The organism is Pseudomonas arcuscaelestis, assembly GCF_016881005.1.
GTDB classification, from domain to species: Bacteria; Pseudomonadota; Gammaproteobacteria; order Pseudomonadales; family Pseudomonadaceae; genus Aquipseudomonas; species Aquipseudomonas arcuscaelestis.
Genome location: NZ_JACOPV010000022.1, coordinates 60,982 through 76,801 on the forward strand (window position 1 = coordinate 60,982; position 15,820 = coordinate 76,801).

Annotated in this window: 12 protein-coding genes; 6 read left to right on the forward strand and 6 right to left on the reverse strand. The window is 60.6% G+C overall.

Annotation, left to right across the window (positions count from 1 at the left end):
- Positions 1-6 precede the first annotated feature (6 nt).
- The 3 genes from dsbG to dsbD are packed head-to-tail and all read right to left on the reverse strand — an operon-like array spanning position 7 to position 3,316.
- Positions 7-771, reverse strand: a complete 765-nt coding sequence (gene dsbG, locus H8F21_RS26720) for a thiol:disulfide interchange protein DsbG (protein WP_203481733.1) — start codon at positions 769-771, stop codon at positions 7-9.
- Complete coding sequence (locus H8F21_RS26725) at positions 756-1,613, reverse strand: TlpA disulfide reductase family protein (protein ID WP_203481735.1); 858 nt, start codon at positions 1,611-1,613, stop codon at positions 756-758. The genes dsbG and H8F21_RS26725 overlap by 16 nt, the downstream gene beginning before the upstream one ends.
- Positions 1,613-3,316, reverse strand: a complete 1,704-nt coding sequence (gene dsbD, locus H8F21_RS26730) for a protein-disulfide reductase DsbD (protein WP_203585670.1) — start codon at positions 3,314-3,316, stop codon at positions 1,613-1,615. Before dsbD ends, H8F21_RS26725 begins: the two co-directional genes overlap by 1 nt.
- A 172-nt stretch (positions 3,317-3,488) precedes the next feature.
- Here dsbD and H8F21_RS26735 point away from each other — a divergent pair, with 172 nt between their 5' ends.
- The 4 genes from H8F21_RS26735 (at position 3,489) to pvdP (ending at position 8,938) form a co-directional block, all read left to right on the forward strand.
- Positions 3,489-4,172, forward strand: coding sequence for a response regulator (locus H8F21_RS26735; protein ID WP_203544025.1), 684 nt, complete (start codon positions 3,489-3,491; stop codon positions 4,170-4,172).
- Positions 4,169-5,491 carry an ATP-binding protein gene (locus H8F21_RS26740; protein ID WP_203585671.1) on the forward strand — a complete coding sequence of 441 codons (1,323 nt, stop codon included), beginning with the start codon at positions 4,169-4,171 and terminating at the stop codon, positions 5,489-5,491. The genes H8F21_RS26735 and H8F21_RS26740 overlap by 4 nt, the downstream gene beginning before the upstream one ends.
- A 183-nt stretch (positions 5,492-5,674) precedes the next feature.
- Positions 5,675-7,087, forward strand: coding sequence for an aspartate aminotransferase family protein (locus H8F21_RS26745; RefSeq protein WP_203585672.1), 1,413 nt, complete (start codon positions 5,675-5,677; stop codon positions 7,085-7,087).
- A gap of 228 nt (positions 7,088-7,315) precedes the next feature.
- On the forward strand, positions 7,316-8,938 hold the full coding sequence (gene pvdP / locus H8F21_RS26750) for a pyoverdine maturation tyrosinase PvdP (protein WP_203585673.1): 1,623 nt from the start codon (positions 7,316-7,318) through the stop codon (positions 8,936-8,938).
- A 39-nt stretch (positions 8,939-8,977) separates the two neighbouring features.
- Here pvdP and H8F21_RS26755 read toward each other — a convergent pair whose 3' ends face one another.
- From H8F21_RS26755 to H8F21_RS26765, 3 genes are read right to left on the reverse strand one after another with little or no spacing between them, the layout of a single operon-like run.
- Positions 8,978-10,384 (reverse strand): efflux transporter outer membrane subunit, encoded by a 1,407-nt coding sequence (locus H8F21_RS26755; RefSeq protein ID WP_203544027.1) that lies wholly within the window; start codon positions 10,382-10,384, stop codon positions 8,978-8,980.
- Between the two features lie 3 nt (positions 10,385-10,387).
- Entirely contained in the window at positions 10,388-12,355 is a 1,968-nt protein-coding gene (locus H8F21_RS26760; protein ID WP_203585674.1) for a MacB family efflux pump subunit, read from the reverse strand.
- Positions 12,356-13,534 (reverse strand): efflux RND transporter periplasmic adaptor subunit, encoded by a 1,179-nt coding sequence (locus H8F21_RS26765; RefSeq protein WP_203585675.1) that lies wholly within the window; start codon positions 13,532-13,534, stop codon positions 12,356-12,358.
- A gap of 338 nt (positions 13,535-13,872) precedes the next feature.
- On the opposite strand from H8F21_RS26765, the gene H8F21_RS26770 reads away from it, so the two are divergent.
- Positions 13,873-14,352 carry an ANTAR domain-containing protein gene (locus H8F21_RS26770; RefSeq protein WP_203585676.1) on the forward strand — a complete coding sequence of 160 codons (480 nt, stop codon included), beginning with the start codon at positions 13,873-13,875 and terminating at the stop codon, positions 14,350-14,352.
- A 106-nt stretch (positions 14,353-14,458) separates the two neighbouring features.
- Positions 14,459-15,769 carry an MFS transporter gene (locus H8F21_RS26775; protein WP_203481749.1) on the forward strand — a complete coding sequence of 437 codons (1,311 nt, stop codon included), beginning with the start codon at positions 14,459-14,461 and terminating at the stop codon, positions 15,767-15,769.
- Positions 15,770-15,820 lie beyond the last annotated feature (51 nt).

The following is a 15,820-nucleotide window of genomic DNA, read 5'->3' on the forward strand; positions in this document are numbered from 1 at the left end:
AAACCCTCAGCGTTTGCCCAGAATTTTCCCCAGCATCTCTGGCCGTGGCGCGCCTTGCTGCGACTGCATTTGCTGTTGCTCATCCAGATAGAAAATTGCCGGCGTTGCCGACAAGCCCAATTCCTCCATCAACGCCAGGTTGGCGTCGAGTTTGGCTTGCACCGCGGCGGGAATCTTATCGAGTGCCTTGAGGGTGCTGGCCTTGCCGGCGCTCTCATGCTTGTGCAGGGCCTGCACCGGATCATTGCTGGCCATCAGCGCTGCAGATTTGCCTGGGCTGTCTTCGCGAATGATACCGACCATGATGTGACGCAACTGTACTTTACCCGACTCCACCCATGGCCGGGCCTGCTGCCAGAACATGTTGCAGTACGGGCAATTGGGGTCGCTGAACAGGTAGACAATGCGTGGCGCATCAGCCTTGCCGTCGGCGATCCAGGCGGTCTTTTCCATTTTCGCCCAGGCCTCCTTGGCCATCGGCGCATACACCAGCTTTTGCAGCGGTGCTTCACTCAGGTCCTGGCCTTGTTCATTGAACAGACTGCCGACCAGTACATGCTTGCCGTCGGGCGTCAGGTACAACGCCATGCCGCGGTTCTGATATTCGGCGGCGTATCCGCGCAGGCCGTTGGGAGCATCGAAGCTGCCTTTGACTTTTACACCCTTGGCTTCAATTTGCTGCACAGCCTTGGGCAGCGGTTCGGCCGCGATGACCTGGCTGGCCAGCAGGCCGAAAGTGAGGGTAACAGGCAGTTTCAACAATGAGTGCATGCGTCGTTCCTTGAGGAGTTGGAGGCGGCGGGCGCAGGAGCGCGCTCGAAGGATTCCAGTGCGTGACTGAGGCTGGCGCGCGACAGTTCGCCCAAATGGCTGCCGACCAAACGGCCGTCGGCGTTGTAGAACAGTGTGGTAGGAAGCGCCATGGAGCCGACTTTCTGCGCCAGTTGGCCACCGCCATCAAACAGCACATGTGACAGGTTGAGCCCGGTGGTGGCGAGAAAGGTGCTGACGGTCTGTGGAGTTTCTCCCTGGTTGACGAACAGGAAGGTAATGTCCGGGTGTTCATGTTGCGCTTGTTGCAGTACCGGCATTTCTCGTCGACACGGTGGGCACCAGGTAGCCCAGAGGTTGATAACCAGCGGCCGGCCACTGTAGGTGGTGAGTTGCACCGCTTCGCCGTTGGCTTTCTTCAGGCTGACTTCGGGCAACTGCGTGCCTTGTTCGTAGAGGTGGCTGGCCAGGCTGCCAAGCAGCCAGAACAAGGCGCCGCTGAACAAACCCCAGCCCAACGGCCGGCGTAGCGCGTTGCGGCGCCAGCCTTGCCACAGGGCACCCATGATAACCACCAGCAGACCCGGCCAAAGCAGGAAGCCGCCATCACGCAGGTCGATGATCTGCAGGGGATCTTCGCGGTACATCGACCAGTAGCTCAGTACAAAACCCAGGCGAGCCCCCAGCAGGCCGAGCAGGAACAGGCTGAACAGCACCGACTCCGGGTTGTCACCGCCGCGCTTGGCTACCCGCCAGCCAACCACGGTGGCCAGGGTCAAGGCACAGATAAGCAGCAAATGGTCGACGGCCATGGTCAACGGCCCGAGATTAACGGTCAGCATCAGCCTTGACTCCGGGTCTGGGCCCACTGTTCGAGAAAGTTTTTCGCGTCGATTTCGCCGGTGATACGGCGGCTGCGGCGCTCGTTACCTTCCGGTCCGATCCAGATAATGGTCGGTGGGCCGGGCACCTGGTAGCGTTGCAGCAATTGGCGGCTGGACGCGGCATCGGCGGTCACATCCAGACGCAGCAAGCGTATGCCGTCCAACGCGCCTAGCACATCGGCGCGACCGAACACTTGTTTTTCCATGACTTTGCACGACACACACCAATCGGCATAGTAGTCGAGCATCACCCACTGGCCTTGGGCTTTGGCGCTATCGAGTTCGCGTTGCAGGTCGGCCGGTTGAGTGACGGTGATGAAGGCATCCGCGTGGACCGCACTGGCAACGGTGCCGGCGCCCGCTCGGAAGGGTTGCAGGGGCTGCCAGGGATCACTGCCGCCCGCGGCTGCGCCGATCACCAGCAGACTGCCCCACAAACCCAGCAGCACTGGCAGGGCGCGCATTGGCCGCAGCCCATGCAATGCAGGCCATGCGGCCCAGGCCAGAGCGATCAGCCAGGCCCCGCCCAGGCCCAGCCACAGGGAAGGTTCGAGCACCGTGCGCAGGGTATACAGCGCCATCGCCAGGAACACGAAACCGAACAGGCCTTTGACCAGATTCATCCACGGGCCCGGGCGCGGCAGGTAGCGATTGCCCAGGGTAACCAGGAGCAACAGCGGCAAGCCCATGCCAATGCCCAGCGTGAACAGCACCAATGCACCCTGAACAGCGTTGCCGCTTTGGGCAATGTACAGCAAGGCCCCGGCCAGGGGCGCGGTCATGCACGGGCCCATGAGCAGGCCAGAAAGGGCGCCGAGCAGGGCTGCCCCGTAGACATTGCCGCCACGCGTGCCGTGCCCTGCACGTTCCAGGCGGTCGCGCAGCCACGCGGGCAACTGCAGTTCGAAGGCACCGAACATCGGCAAGGCGAGCAAGATGAACAGGCCCGCCAAGGTGCCGAGTAGCCAGGGTTGTTGCAGCCAGGCTTGCAGGCTTCCACCCAGCAACGCGGCGACTACACCGAGTGCGGCGTACACCAGGGCCATGCTCAGGACATAGACACAGGCCAACAACCAGCCGCGCCGCGCACTGACGCCGTTACCCAGGACCAGTCCGGCGAGAATCGGCAGCATCGGAAGTGAACAAGGTGTGAACGCCAGCAGCAGGCCCAGGCCGAAGAAGGCCAGCAGGCTCCAGGCCAGGGTCGATTGCTGCAGGTTACCCGCCAAGGCCTGGTCGCTGGCTTGCTCATCCACAGGGATGTCGCTCAGACTGACCAGATTGGTCTGCGGCGGATAGCACAGACCGGCATCAGCGCAACCTTGCCAGCCCATGCGCAGTTGGCCACTGGCGTCTGCCGGCAGTATCAACTCAAGCTCACCTCGGTATACCTGGGTATCCCCGAAGTACTCATCATGATAAGGCAAGGCTTGCGGCAGGGCCGGATGCTGTTCAGCCGGCAGACCGTCGAACTTCAGGCGCTTCTGATACAGGTAATAGCCATCGGTTATTTTCCAGTGCAGGCGCATCTGGCCCGAATCCAGCCGCTCACTGCTGAATACAAATGCCTTTTCTACTGGCAGGAAGTCGCTTTGGGTAAAGGGATTGGCCTGAGCCAGAGCGCTGAACAGAAGCATCAGGGCAATCAATAATCTACGCATGTCGAAGCCTTGGCAGTGCAATAAGTGTTCGATCCTGGCCGAGCGCGATTAACCGAGTGTTAACCCATGAGCGTCAATTGTCGCCCCGGCCGCGACGATCCGGCGCCGGCGCGGCATAATCCTGAGTTAATCCGCCTGCGCTTCACTGTCACTTTTAGTATTGAGACCCATCATGCACGTATTGCTCTGCGAGGATGACGACCTGATTGCCAGCGGCATCGCCGCGGGCCTGACCGCTCAGGGCATGACTGTGGACAGGGTGGCCACGGCGGCTGCGGCGCAAGCCATGCTTCAGGCGGCGACTTTCGATGTCATGGTGCTGGACCTGGGACTGCCCGATGAAGATGGGCTCAAGTTGCTGCAACGCCTGCGCCAGCAAGGTGAGAGTCTGCCGGTACTGGTGCTCACCGCGCGCGATGCAGTCACCGACCGGGTCGACGGCTTGCAGGCGGGTGCCGATGACTACTTGCTCAAACCCTTTGACCTGCGTGAGCTGGCCGCACGCTTGCATACCTTGCTGCGCCGGAGCGCAGGTCGGGCGGTGAATACCATCGAGCACGGCCCGCTCAGTTACGACCCCAGCAGTCGTGAAACCTGCCTTGGCGGCATACCGGTCGACCTGTCGCGCCGTGAGCAGGCACTGTTGCAGGCGCTTTTGCATAACCGCGGCCGGGTACTGTCCAGCGAGCAGTTGAAAGACAGCGTCTATGGCTTCGGTGACGAGGTGGAAAGTAATGCCCTGAACGTGCATATCCATCACCTGCGGCGCAAGTTGGGCAACGGTATCGTCGAAACCGTGCGCGGGCTGGGCTATCGCCTGGGGCCGGCGCAGTTGCCTGAGGACGTGCAGCGATGAGTTTGCGCGTACGCCTGACGCTGATACTGGGCACCGCTTTTGTGCTGATCTGGGCGCTGGCGGCAGCCTGGATGCTGCGCGACCTGCGTTATCAAATGATGTTCTCCCTGGACCAGCGTCTGGTGGCTTCGGCACGCATGGTTGCCGGCCTGATCGATCAGTTGCCACAACCACTGGTTGCCAAGGGCGAAGGCACGCAACTGAGTGCCGATCAGCTCAGCGTCCCGGATGGCATGGCCTGCCAGGTCAGTTCGCTGCGCGGTGAGATCATTGCCCGCAACCACGGTCAGGAACACGCCCTCAACGACGACCGCAGTGGCTTTCGTGACCAGACTATCGAAGGTGCGCGGTGGCGCACCTTTACCTATTACCGTGGTGATGTGCGTATAACAACGGCTGACCGTCATCAGGAGCGCGAGGCTTTGAACCGCTCGATCCTGCTGGCAGCATCGGCACCAGTATTGGTGGCATTGCTCGGCAGTCTGGGGTTGCTATGGATCGGCATCGGCAAGGGGCTGGCGCCGCTCAACCGTATGCGCGATGCCTTGCGCCGCCGCCGGCCCGATGCGCTGGAGCCTTTGCAAGTGCGTGCCTTGCCCAGTGAACTGCAGCCGCTACTGGACACCCAGAACCAGTTGTTCCTGCGCATTGCCCAGACCATCGAACGCGAACGGCGCCTGACCGACGATGCCGCCCATGAGCTGCGCACCCCGTTGACCGCTATCAAGACCCACCTGCAGGTAGCGCGGATGACCGACGGCGCCACGCGCGAGCAAGCTCTGGAACACGCAGAGCAGGGTGCCGATCGCTTGCACCGGACCTTGGAGCAGTTGCTCTTGCTGGCCCGGGTCGAAGGCAGTCTGTCTTTCGAAGACGGCGTGCAGTGCAGTGCCGAGCAGGTGGCACGCCAAGCCATCCAGGACACCGGCTTGGGTGATTCGCAGCGCATTGCCCTGCAATTGGCCCCCGAGGCTGCCCGGGCATACCTGGATATGCCTTCACCCTTGGCCGTGACGGCCTTGCGCAACTTGCTCGACAATGCGTTGCGCCATACCCGTGGTCCCGAGCCTGTGGAGCTGGCGGTGCAGATGGAAAAAGGACAGGTGGCCTTCCAGGTGCGCGACCACGGCGCGGGTATTGCCGAACAGGATCTGGAGCGGCTCACCGAGCGTTTCTGGCGCAATGGACAAAGCGGCGGTTGTGGTCTGGGCCTGGCCATTGTCCAGGCCATTGTCCAGCGGTGCGCTGGCTCGCTGCACTTCGACAATCGCAGCGACGGCCTACGGGTGCAGTTGAATATCCCTACGCGCGCTGTGTAACCCACCGGAGGCAGGGCTGATTGACGCTTCATCGCTGAAGCGATCACACAGCCCCGTGATAAAAGTATTTTTTTGGCCTAAATCCACTCGCACCTGAAGCGTTTTCCAAGCGAAAACACCCCGACACACCTCTGCGAGCAGGCGCGTGACGGGTACATCCGCTTGCTTGCGAGGGTTTCCCCGATGTCAGTCGCTATCAGCCTTGCCCAGCCGTTGCCGGTGTCTTCAGACATGGCCGCGGTCGAAACGCTTTATCACTTCCAAGAGTCGCCCTTGCTGACCCGCCAAAATCAGCAGGAATCCAATGCCCGCAGCTACCCGCGACGCATCCCCCTGGCGTTGAAAAAAGCCCGCGGCCTGTATGTTGAAGACGTTGAAGGCCGGCAGTTCATCGATTGTCTGGCCGGCGCCGGGACCTTGGCCCTTGGGCACAATCATCCGGTGGTGATCGAGGCCATTCAGCAAGTGCTGGCCGATGAACTGCCCCTGCATACCCTCGACCTCACCACACCGGTCAAGGATCAGTTTGTCCAGGATCTGTTCGGCCTGTTGCCAGCAGCCTTGCGTGATGAGGCAAAGATTCAATTCTGCGGACCGACCGGTACCGATGCAGTGGAAGCGGCGCTGAAACTGGTGCGCACTGCCACCGGGCGCACCACGGTGCTGTCGTTTCAGGGCGGATATCACGGTATGTCCCAGGGTGCGTTGAGCCTGATGGGCAGCCTGGGGCCGAAAAAACCCTTGGCGGCACTGTTGAGCAATGGCGTGCAATTTTTGCCTTATCCTTACGACTACCGCTGCCCGTTCGGCCTGGGTGGCGAGGCGGGGGTCAAGGTCAACCTGCATTACCTGGAAAACCTGCTCAACGATCCGGAAGGCGGTGTGCAACTGCCGGCGGCGGTGATAGTTGAGGCTGTGCAAGGCGAAGGCGGGGTCATTCCCGCTGATCTGCAATGGCTGCGCGGGGTGCGACGCATTACCGAGAAAGCGGGCGTGGCATTGATTGTCGATGAAATCCAGAGCGGCTTTGCCCGCACCGGGAAAATGTTTGCCTTCGAGCACGCCGGAATCATTCCTGACGTCGTGGTGATGTCCAAGGCTATCGGCGGCAGTCTGCCGCTGGCCGTAGTGGTCTACCGCCAGTGGCTTGATACCTGGCAGCCAGGCGCGCATGCCGGTACCTTCCGCGGCAACCAGATGGCCATGGCCGCAGGTTCGGCTGTGATGAAGTACATCAAAGAGCATGACCTGTGCGCTCACGCCCAGGCGATGGGGGAGCGCCTGAGTGGGCATTTGCTGCGCCTGCAGGAACGCTTTGCACAGTTGGGGGACATCCGGGGTCGCGGCCTGATGCTGGGTGTCGAATTGGTCGATCCGGCAGGTGCGAAGGATGCTCAAGGGCATCCCGCAGCATGTGCGCAATTGGCTCCCCTGGTTCAGCGCGAATGCCTCAAGCGTGGCTTGATTCTTGAGTTGGGTGGTCGCCAGGGTGCTGTTGTGCGCTTCTTGCCGCCTTTGGTGATCACCGCTGAACAGGTTGACGAAGTGGCCGCTCGATTCGAGCGTGCGCTGGGCGCGGCGGTGGCGAGTCTGTAGTTGATCGCGGGTCAAGCCCGCACCTACCCAGCTGTGCACAACCGGTAGGTATGGGCCTGCTCCCGAACTTGAGAATCTGCTGGTCGATGTCCTCGTCTAGAAAGAATTTACCTTGGAAACCCATGCTCGCGTGTATGGATTAGCTGTCACCCCGGCGCTTAAATTTCCTTCGGCTCGATACGTTCTAGCTTGGATACCGCCTGCTTTATGGCGCAAACGGGTAGGACAATGACGATATCGCGGCGAGGTTTCATGGCGGGGCTGGCAGTAGCAGGTGCAGCGGTGCCCGCAGCCTACTATGCGCACAAGGAACTGACCCACGATCCTGAGGACGATATCGTTACCCCAGGTGAGGCCAGTGTCGAATTGGCCGACCTTGCCGGCCAGCAACTGGCAGATCAGTTGCGTGGTGTGTGGGACTTGCGCCTGTCCGGCAGCCAGGGCGCGATTGCAGGCTTACCCGAACAAGGCCTGCAACTTTATCTGGACGTTGCCACCAAAGGACGGGGTTTGCGCGGCTTCGTCGATGAAAAGAGCCGCCTGGAAGGGCCGGGTCCCGTGGCTTACCGAGTGCTGGGCGATCTTGTTGGCGCCTCCAGTGCGCAGATTCGTTGGCGCTTGTTGAGCAATCAGGGCGGCCCAGGCTACGAGTGTGTCGCCAGTCTGGATGAAGTGTGGGGCAACTTCGCCAATGCCGGCAGCGCCAGCTTGAGTGGTCGCCTTCAGCCGCTGCAGTGTTCCCTGGCGTTGCCGCTGCTGGACAGCCATTTCGTCGCGGTCAAACGGCAATTCCCCGAGGCCCGCGAGCGTCTACCCTATACCCCGGAACTCCAGGCTTGGGTGATCAGTGCCGAGCATCGCTTGTTTCACCAGCTCTGGCATGCAACGCGTGACAAGTGGCACAACCTTTCTGAACGAAAACAGGGGGCCTTGCGCGGGCTGGGATGGCAGCCCGGGCCGCGCGACCATGAGCGCGATGCCCGCGGGCCGCGTAAGCATCGCAATGGCTCGGGTATCGATTTTCTGTTCATGCACCGGCATATGCTCGGTACCGCGCGCACTCTGCAGGACCTGCCATCCTGGCCACATTTTCCCAGGCCAAGGCCTGCGGTCGAGCAAGACCGCCAAGGTTTCGCTCGTTACTTTGACAACCATGACGGAAATTGCGTACCGCCCACCTGGCTTGCGCCGGACGATGAGGCGTATGGGCAATGGGTGTCTGCGATCAAAGCGGGGGAAACCTACTGCAGCAATTTTCAAGTCTGGGAATCCCAGTACCAGGATCCGCACTACCTGTCGAAGCTGACGCTCGGTGCGTTTGGTTCTGAGCTGGAGATGAACCTGCATGACTGGTTGCACATGTGCTGGGCCTCAGTGCCCCGTGATCCAGTCAATGGTGCGCCGGTACCGTTTGCGCGTGATCCTTCCGATTTCGGTTCACGTTGGTTCGGCGCGCAGAACGACTTTCTCGGCGATCCGTTTTCGTCCCATGTGAGCCCGGTGTTCTGGGGCTTCCATGGCTGGATCGATGATCGTATCGACGACTGGTACCGCGCCCATGAACGGCACAACCCAGGCCAGGTGCAGAGGCTTGAGGTCAATGGTGTGCAATGGTTTGCCCCAGGGCGTTGGGTCGAGGTGGAAGACCCGTGGCTTGGGCCCGTGACCCATGGCTGCAGCACTGTGCCAGGTGCGTTCCCGGGCAAGTCGGTGGAGATGGATGTGGAAACCATGAAGCTTGCCTTGCGCATCACCTTTGGCGATGAAGACAACATTGGTAATTGGGTCCGGCGTGTGCCGCAGCGGCCGTGGTATGCCCGCCATCTGTCACTGCGCGGGATCGTTTCCTGAAGCCATTGCGGGGCAGAGGGCTTGCCCCGCGAAAGCCTGTCAGCGACTGACTTGCCAACCGCCTCCCAGTGCTTTGTACAGCGCTACGCTGCCCTGCAATCGTGCCAGGCGCAATTGCACTTGTTGGTCCTGCGCCTGGTAGAGCGTGCGCTGCGTTTCCAGAACGGTCAGCAAGGTTTCGGCGCCGGCCTGATAGCGGCTTTCTGAAAGCGTGAAGGCGGTGCGAGCCTGTTCGACTTCCTGATCCTGCCACTGGCGCTGCTCGTCTACCCCGCTAATGCCATTGAGCGCCTTCTCGACGTCGGCAAAGCCTGCAACGATGCTGCTGCGATAGTCCTGCAACAACTCCTCCTGCCTGGCGCTGGCCTTTTCCCGCTCGGCGCGCAGGCGACCATTGTTGAAGATCGGCGCAGCCACGCCCGCGGTCAGGGCGTAGTAGGGGCTGCGTAGAATCTGCGAAAAGGTTTCGGCTCCCGAGCCTAGGTCGGCACCCAGGGTAAGGCTGGGCAGCATGGCTGCGCGTGCCACCTGGACATTGGCCTGGGCTGCGGCCAGGCGCGCTTCGGCTGCGGCGATATCGGGCCGGCGTGCCAACAGTTGGCTGGGAACGCCGCTCCCAATTTCGGGCCAGCGCACGGCGTGCAATGACTCCTGGATCGGTGACAACTCTTGCACAGGCTCGCCAAGCAGCGTGGCCAGGGTGATGCGCGCTTCTTGCAGTTGCTGCTCGAACAACGGTACCTGACGCGCTTGACCGGCCACCAGGCTGCGTTGCTGGGCCAGTTCCAGAGCCGTCGCCGAACCCGAGTCGTAGCGGGTCTGCACCAGGCGCAGCACGTCCCGGGCGTTGGCCAGGTTGAGCTGGGCAATACGCACTTGTTCGGTCAGTGCCAAGCTCTGCAGGTAACTTTCTGCAACGCCGCTGAGCAGGGTCAGTTCAACCGTCTCACGGTCGTATTGGCTGGCATCCAGATCGAGCAGGGCGCTGTCGCGTGCGGCGACTTTGCCACCCCAGAAGTCGACTTCGTAACTGGCACTCAGGCGAGTGCTGAAGGTGGTGCTGGTACGTTCACTGTTATTACCGTCGGCCTGGTTGAAATCCGTGCCGCGCATCTGGTGCTGGCGACGGCCATCCAGGCCAAACTTGACCTCCGGCAGCAGCGGTGCGCCCGCGATAACCGCGGAGGCCTGGGCTTGACGAACCCTGGCCACTGCGGCGGCAAGATCGAAGCTGTTGTGCCGCGCTTGTTCAATCAGTTGGTTGAGCGGGGCGCTGGCGAATTGCTGCCACCAATCCTGTTGCGGCAGTGACTGCAGCAGATTGCTGCTGGAGCCTTGCCATTGTTTGGGTGCCTCCAGGCCGCTTTGCGGCGGTGTGCGGTTGTAGCTGCAGGCAGTAATAAGCAAGCTGATGGACAACACACTGAGGCGGCTGGGCAGGTTCATTGATTATTCGCTGGTAAGGGCTTTGACTGGGTCGAGACGGGCGGCCTTGCGCGCCGGCATAAAGCCGAACACCACACCGGTGAACACTGCGCAGGCAAAGGCGCCGAGTACGGCCGCCAGGGAAAAGGCCACGGCAATGTCGCCAAGCAGCAACACGCCTCCAATCATCAAGGCAAGGGCAATGCCGGTAATGCCGCCGACCATCGACAGCAGTACGGCCTCGCTGAGGAACTGACGCAGAATGTCACGCTGCCTGGCGCCCGTGGCCATGCGGATACCGATCTCACGCGTGCGTTCGCGCACGGTCATCAACATGATGTTCATTACACCAATACCGCCAACCAGCAGCGAAATCGCGGCAATCGAGCCGAGCATCAGCGACAGGGTGTTCTGGGTTCGCGCTTCAGCCTGGATCAGTGCTGCGTCGTTGCTCAGTTCGTAGTCGTGCTTGCCGTTGTGCAGCTTGCGCATCAGTTTGTTGATTGCCGCTTCGGTTTGCGCAACGCGTTGGGAGTCGCTGGCAGCAATCGTGACGTATTCCGGATTACGGCTGCCGAACAGGCGAATGGCCGCCGCGGAGTAGGGCACCACGATACGTTCGTCGCTGTCCTGATCACCGGAACTGGCGCCTTTGCCTTTGAGGATGCCCACGACCTGGAACGGTACGTTCTCCACCAGGATGTACTGGCCGATCGGGTTGATCTGCGTACCGAACAGCTTCTCTTTGACCTTCTGGCCGATAACGGCGACAGCGGCAGCGGCGCGTTCATCGGCCTCGGTAAAAAAGCTGCCCTCGACCACCGGCCAGTTGAATATCTCGCAGAAGTAGGTGTTGTTGCCACCCACATAAAACTGTTGGTTATTGTTGCCGTAACGCACCATCAGGGTGTTGCCGATCACTGGCATGATCATCTTGACCTGGGGCAGGCTGCCAACTGCAGCGACATCGTCGAGGGTAACGATGCCGGCAGGTTCGCGCAGGGTCGGTGCGCTGCCACTGAGGTAGAGAATGTTGGAACCAAATGCGGCCATTTGCGCCATGACCTGACGCTTGCTTCCTTCGCCAACGGCGAGCATGACTACAACCGAGGCTACACCGATAACGATGCCGAGCAAGGTCAGCGCGGTACGGAAGCGATTGATCCACATGACCCGCCAGGCGGCTTGCAGTGACTCGAGCAGCTCGCCTTTCCAGGCACCGCTGTAAGTTGCACCTTGATCCAGGCGTTGGCGCAGGTCTTCGGCCTGCAAGCCTGTGTGCTGTTCCTGGGCACTGGCGTTTTCACTGGCCGAGTCGCTGAGGATCAAGCCATCACGGATCTCGATGACCCGCTTGGCCCGTGCCGCCACTTCTCGATCGTGGGTAATGAGGATAACCACATGGCCTTGGCTCGCCAGTTCATCCAGTAACGCCATGACCTCGGCACCGCTCTGGCTGTCGAGGGCGCCGGTAGGTTCGTCGGCAAGAATGATGTGGCCGCCGTTCATCAGTGCCCGCGCAATAGAAACCCGTTGCTGCTGACCGCCTGAGAGCTGATGTGGACGGTTGCCGGTACGGCTGGCCAGGCCCAGGCGTTCGAGCAAGGCTGCTGCGCGAGCGTGACGCTCATCGGCGGGGGTGCCGGCGTAGATGGCCGGCATTTCGACATTCTCTTGCGCCGAGCCCGAGGCAATCAGGTGGTAGCCCTGGAAGACGAAACCGAATGCTTCGCGGCGAAGCCACGCCAGTTCATCGCTGTCCAGTTCGGCAACGTCCTTGCCGGCGAACAGGTACTGACCTGAGGTCGGCCGATCAAGACAACCGAGAATGTTCATCAGCGTTGACTTGCCGGAGCCGGAGGCGCCGACAATGGCGACGAACTCTCCAGGATGGATGGCCAGGCTGATGCCGCGTACCACCTCGACCTTGGGCGTATCGACGCCTCCGTAGGATTTACGGATGTCGCGCAGTTCGATCAACGGGGTGCTCATTCAACCTCCGCTGGCAGCAGGTGCGCCGATCAATAGCCGCTCACCTTCGCTCAAGCCCTCAAGCACCTGCACGCGCAGACGGTCGCTCAGGCCCGTGCGAACCTGGCGTTGTTCGACCTTGCCGCTGGCATCCAGCACCTGGGCAATCTGCAGGTTCTCATTGTTGGCGTCTTCGTCGAGGGCTGCCACCGGTACGGTCAGCACTTTGCTGGCACGACCGGCAACAAAAAATACCTGGGTGGTCATTTCCGCCATCAGTGCGTTGTCGGGGTTCTCGACATCCAGCAGCACGGTGTAAAGCACCACTTTACCGCCGGCGCTACCACCGCTGGCGCTGGCCGGGCTGCCGCCGCCTTGATTGGACTGGTCCAGGGGTTTGGGCGGCACGGGTAAAATCTGGCGTACGGTGCTGGTCCAGCGACGCTTGCCGCCAGCGAGGGTGGTGAAATAGGCAGACATGCCGGCTTTGACATGGCCGATATCGGCTTCAGAGACTTCGGCCCAAACAGTCATTGGCGACAATTTGGCAATACGCAGTATCAGCGGGGTCTGCTGCTGGGCGTTGAGGGTTTGACCCTCGCGGGCATCGACAGCGACAACGGTGCCGGACATCGGTGCATAGATTCGTGTGTAGCCCAGCTCGGCCTCGTCACTGCGCAGGCTGGCCTGGGCCTGGCGGATCTGCGCGCGGTACATGTCGATACGCGCTTGGGTCACCTTGAGCTGAGCCTGAGCACTTTGCACATCTTCTTCGCGGGTGGCGCCACCGGCAGCGAGATTGCGTTGGCGCTTGTACTGTTGCTCGGCGAGCAGGTACTGGGCTTGCTGTTCTGCAAGTTGCGCCTTGAGGTTGTCGATCGAGAAGCGCCCGGCATCGAGCCTGGCCTGCTGGGTAGAAGGATCGATTTCGACCAGAAGCTGGCCAGCTTTGACCTGGTCGCCCACCTCTACATGTAATTTGCGGATCTGGCCGGAAGCCTGTGCACCGACGTCAACATAGCGCCGAGGTTGCAAGGTGCCCAAGGCTGTAACACTGCTTTCGATGTCGTTGCGCGTCACGCTGACAGTGCTGAGCGGATCAGCGCTGGAACTGAAGGTTTTCCAGGCAAGCAAGGCGCTCAGGCTGAGCAGGCCGAGGCCGCAGAGTACCAGCCGGCGTTTTTTTGAGGGACGTCTCATGCAGAGTTCCAGCCAAAGGGATGGGTCGTGGCGTCGCGCTGCCAGGCAAATACGACATACACGCAAGGCTTCAGGTAAACGAGATTCTCGCGGCAGAATTTACCGCGGCGGGAAGGTGCGACAGTGAGGCTTGTTTACGAATAATTATAATTTGTATTTGAGTTTAGTGCCATCACTCAAAATTCCCTCTCGGCTGTCCTTGATTTATGCCGGTTTCCCTACAACTATCAATGAACACCTTGTATCTGGCGAAGTGCCTGCCACCAGCCTGAAGTTGATTTATTGGCGCAGTACGGTCGAGGAGTGCCTTTAACGCTTATTTGCCTTGGTCAATGACGATGCCAGACAAATCCCTGCGGATACTGATTGCCGATGAGCATCCGATGCAATTGATGCAGTTGGAGAAAATGCTCAACGGCATGGGCTACTACCGCATAGCACCCGTGGAGTCTTTCGAAGACTTGCAGCGATTGGTACAAGGCGCGTTGCTGCCATTCAACTTGTTGGTTGGCAATATCGACCTTGCCAGCCATGTAGGGGTCGATCTTGAGCGTTATTGCCAGGTCAATTCGCAGATTCAGCACGCCCTGCTTTATGAGTCTCAGCACCTGAAGGTTCCGGCCATTCCCAGCGGTCAGCGCCAGTCGGTAAATGTCAGCCTGCCCAAAGTGCCGGACAACGAAACCATGCAGAGCTTCATGGCAATCATTGATATGCCCAGAGTGATCGGGCAGTTGCCGGGGGTATACGAGCATGGAAACCACCGCGGCTATGCACCGCGGCGAGCTAGCTTCGCCCATTCGATTTTCTCTCGCTGATCGCTAGCCTCAGCCAGCACACGCCAATGGGGTGTTTTGCTATCCTCTTGCGTTTGCCCACACGCCAGCAAGCGTGCTGATGCCTATCGATTGACGGATTGCTTCTATGACAGCCACTTCGCCTGCGCCTGCTTTACGCCTCACGCGCAGTGATCACAAGACCCTGAGCCTGGCAGCATTGGGCGGCGCGCTGGAAATCTACGATTTCATTATCTTCGTGTTTTTTACCCTGACCCTGAGTCAATTGTTCTTCCCGCCAGAAATGCCGGAATGGCTGCGTTTGCTGCAGAGTTTCGGGATTTTCGTCACCGGCTACCTGGCGAGGCCATTGGGCGGAATTCTCATGGCGCATTTTGCAGATCATTTGGGGCGCAAGAAGGTCTTCAGCTTGAGCATCCTGATGATGGCGCTGCCTTGCCTGCTGATCGGGGTGATGCCTACCTATGCTGAAATTGGCTATTTCGCACCGCTGATTTTGCTGGCATTGCGTATTTTTCAGGGCGCGGCGGTGGGCGGTGAGGTGCCAAGCGCCTGGGTGTTCGTTGCCGAGCATGCTCCGGCCGGACGCCGCGGTTATGCGCTGGGTTTTCTCCAGGCAGGGCTGACCTTCGGCTATTTGCTCGGCGCCCTGACTGCCACGCTGTTGGCACAGATGTTCACGCCACAAGAAATCCTTGATTACGCCTGGCGCTTTCCGTTCCTGTTGGGTGGGGTGTTTGGCGTGATCGGGGTGTGGCTGCGTCGCTGGTTGAGTGAAACCCCGGTTTTCCTGGCCATGCGTGACCGCCGCGAACAGCCGGCGGCCTTTCCGCTGCGTACGGTGTTGACTGAGCACCGCCGTGCTTTGCTTCCAGCGGTGCTACTCACCTGCGTGCTGACATCGGCGGTGGTGGTGTTGGTGGTGATAACCCCGACCGTAATGCAGCAACGCTTTGGCATGAGCGCTGGGCATACCTTCGCCTTGAGCAGCATAGGGATTGTCTTTTTGAATATTGGCTGTGTATTGGCCGGGCTGCTGGTGGATCGCATCGGTGCATGGCGGGCACTGATGATTTACAGCCTGCTGTTGCCGCTGGGTATCGCGGCTATGTACACGAGTCTGGTGAGTGGCTGGCAGTGGCCTGGGTTGGCTTATGCGGTAGCCGGCCTGGCTTGCGGGGTGGTGGGGGTGGTGCCTTCAGTGATGGTCGGGTTGTTTCCGGCGCCGATTCGCGTGTCGGGCATCTCCTTTACCTACAATATTGCCTATGCACTATGGGCCAGTACTACACCGCTGATGCTGATAGCGCTGATGCCCTGGAGCCCCTGGGTATGCGTTGGGTTCAGCCTGGTCATGGGCGCCGTGGGACTGTTCACGGCATGCTACTTTGCGGCGCGAGAAACATTGGGCTGCGAGGCAGACGCGGTACGTTGCTGAGTAAATGGGCGTAAAACGCAGTCATTAAAAAGCCCCCTGGCCGTAAGACGA

What these genes read in the sequence shown, in the direction of transcription:
- H8F21_RS26775 (WP_203481749.1), top strand. Translation starts at nt 14,459, where the DNA reads ATGACAGCCACTTCGCCTGCGCCTGCTTTACGCCTCACGCGCAGTGAT.
- H8F21_RS26745 (WP_203585672.1), top strand. Translation starts at nt 5,675, where the DNA reads ATGTCAGTCGCTATCAGCCTTGCCCAGCCGTTGCCGGTGTCTTCAGAC.
- H8F21_RS26765 (WP_203585675.1), bottom strand. Translation starts at nt 13,534, where the DNA reads ATGAGACGTCCCTCAAAAAAACGCCGGCTGGTACTCTGCGGCCTCGGC.
- dsbD (WP_203585670.1), bottom strand. Translation starts at nt 3,316, where the DNA reads ATGCGTAGATTATTGATTGCCCTGATGCTTCTGTTCAGCGCTCTGGCT.
- H8F21_RS26770 (WP_203585676.1), top strand. Translation starts at nt 13,873, where the DNA reads ATGCCAGACAAATCCCTGCGGATACTGATTGCCGATGAGCATCCGATG.
- H8F21_RS26760 (WP_203585674.1), bottom strand. Translation starts at nt 12,355, where the DNA reads ATGAGCACCCCGTTGATCGAACTGCGCGACATCCGTAAATCCTACGGA.
- H8F21_RS26740 (WP_203585671.1), top strand. Translation starts at nt 4,169, where the DNA reads ATGAGTTTGCGCGTACGCCTGACGCTGATACTGGGCACCGCTTTTGTG.
- pvdP (WP_203585673.1), top strand. Translation starts at nt 7,316, where the DNA reads ATGACGATATCGCGGCGAGGTTTCATGGCGGGGCTGGCAGTAGCAGGT.
- H8F21_RS26735 (WP_203544025.1), top strand. Translation starts at nt 3,489, where the DNA reads ATGCACGTATTGCTCTGCGAGGATGACGACCTGATTGCCAGCGGCATC.
- H8F21_RS26725 (WP_203481735.1), bottom strand. Translation starts at nt 1,613, where the DNA reads ATGCTGACCGTTAATCTCGGGCCGTTGACCATGGCCGTCGACCATTTG.
- dsbG (WP_203481733.1), bottom strand. Translation starts at nt 771, where the DNA reads ATGCACTCATTGTTGAAACTGCCTGTTACCCTCACTTTCGGCCTGCTG.
- H8F21_RS26755 (WP_203544027.1), bottom strand. Translation starts at nt 10,384, where the DNA reads ATGAACCTGCCCAGCCGCCTCAGTGTGTTGTCCATCAGCTTGCTTATT.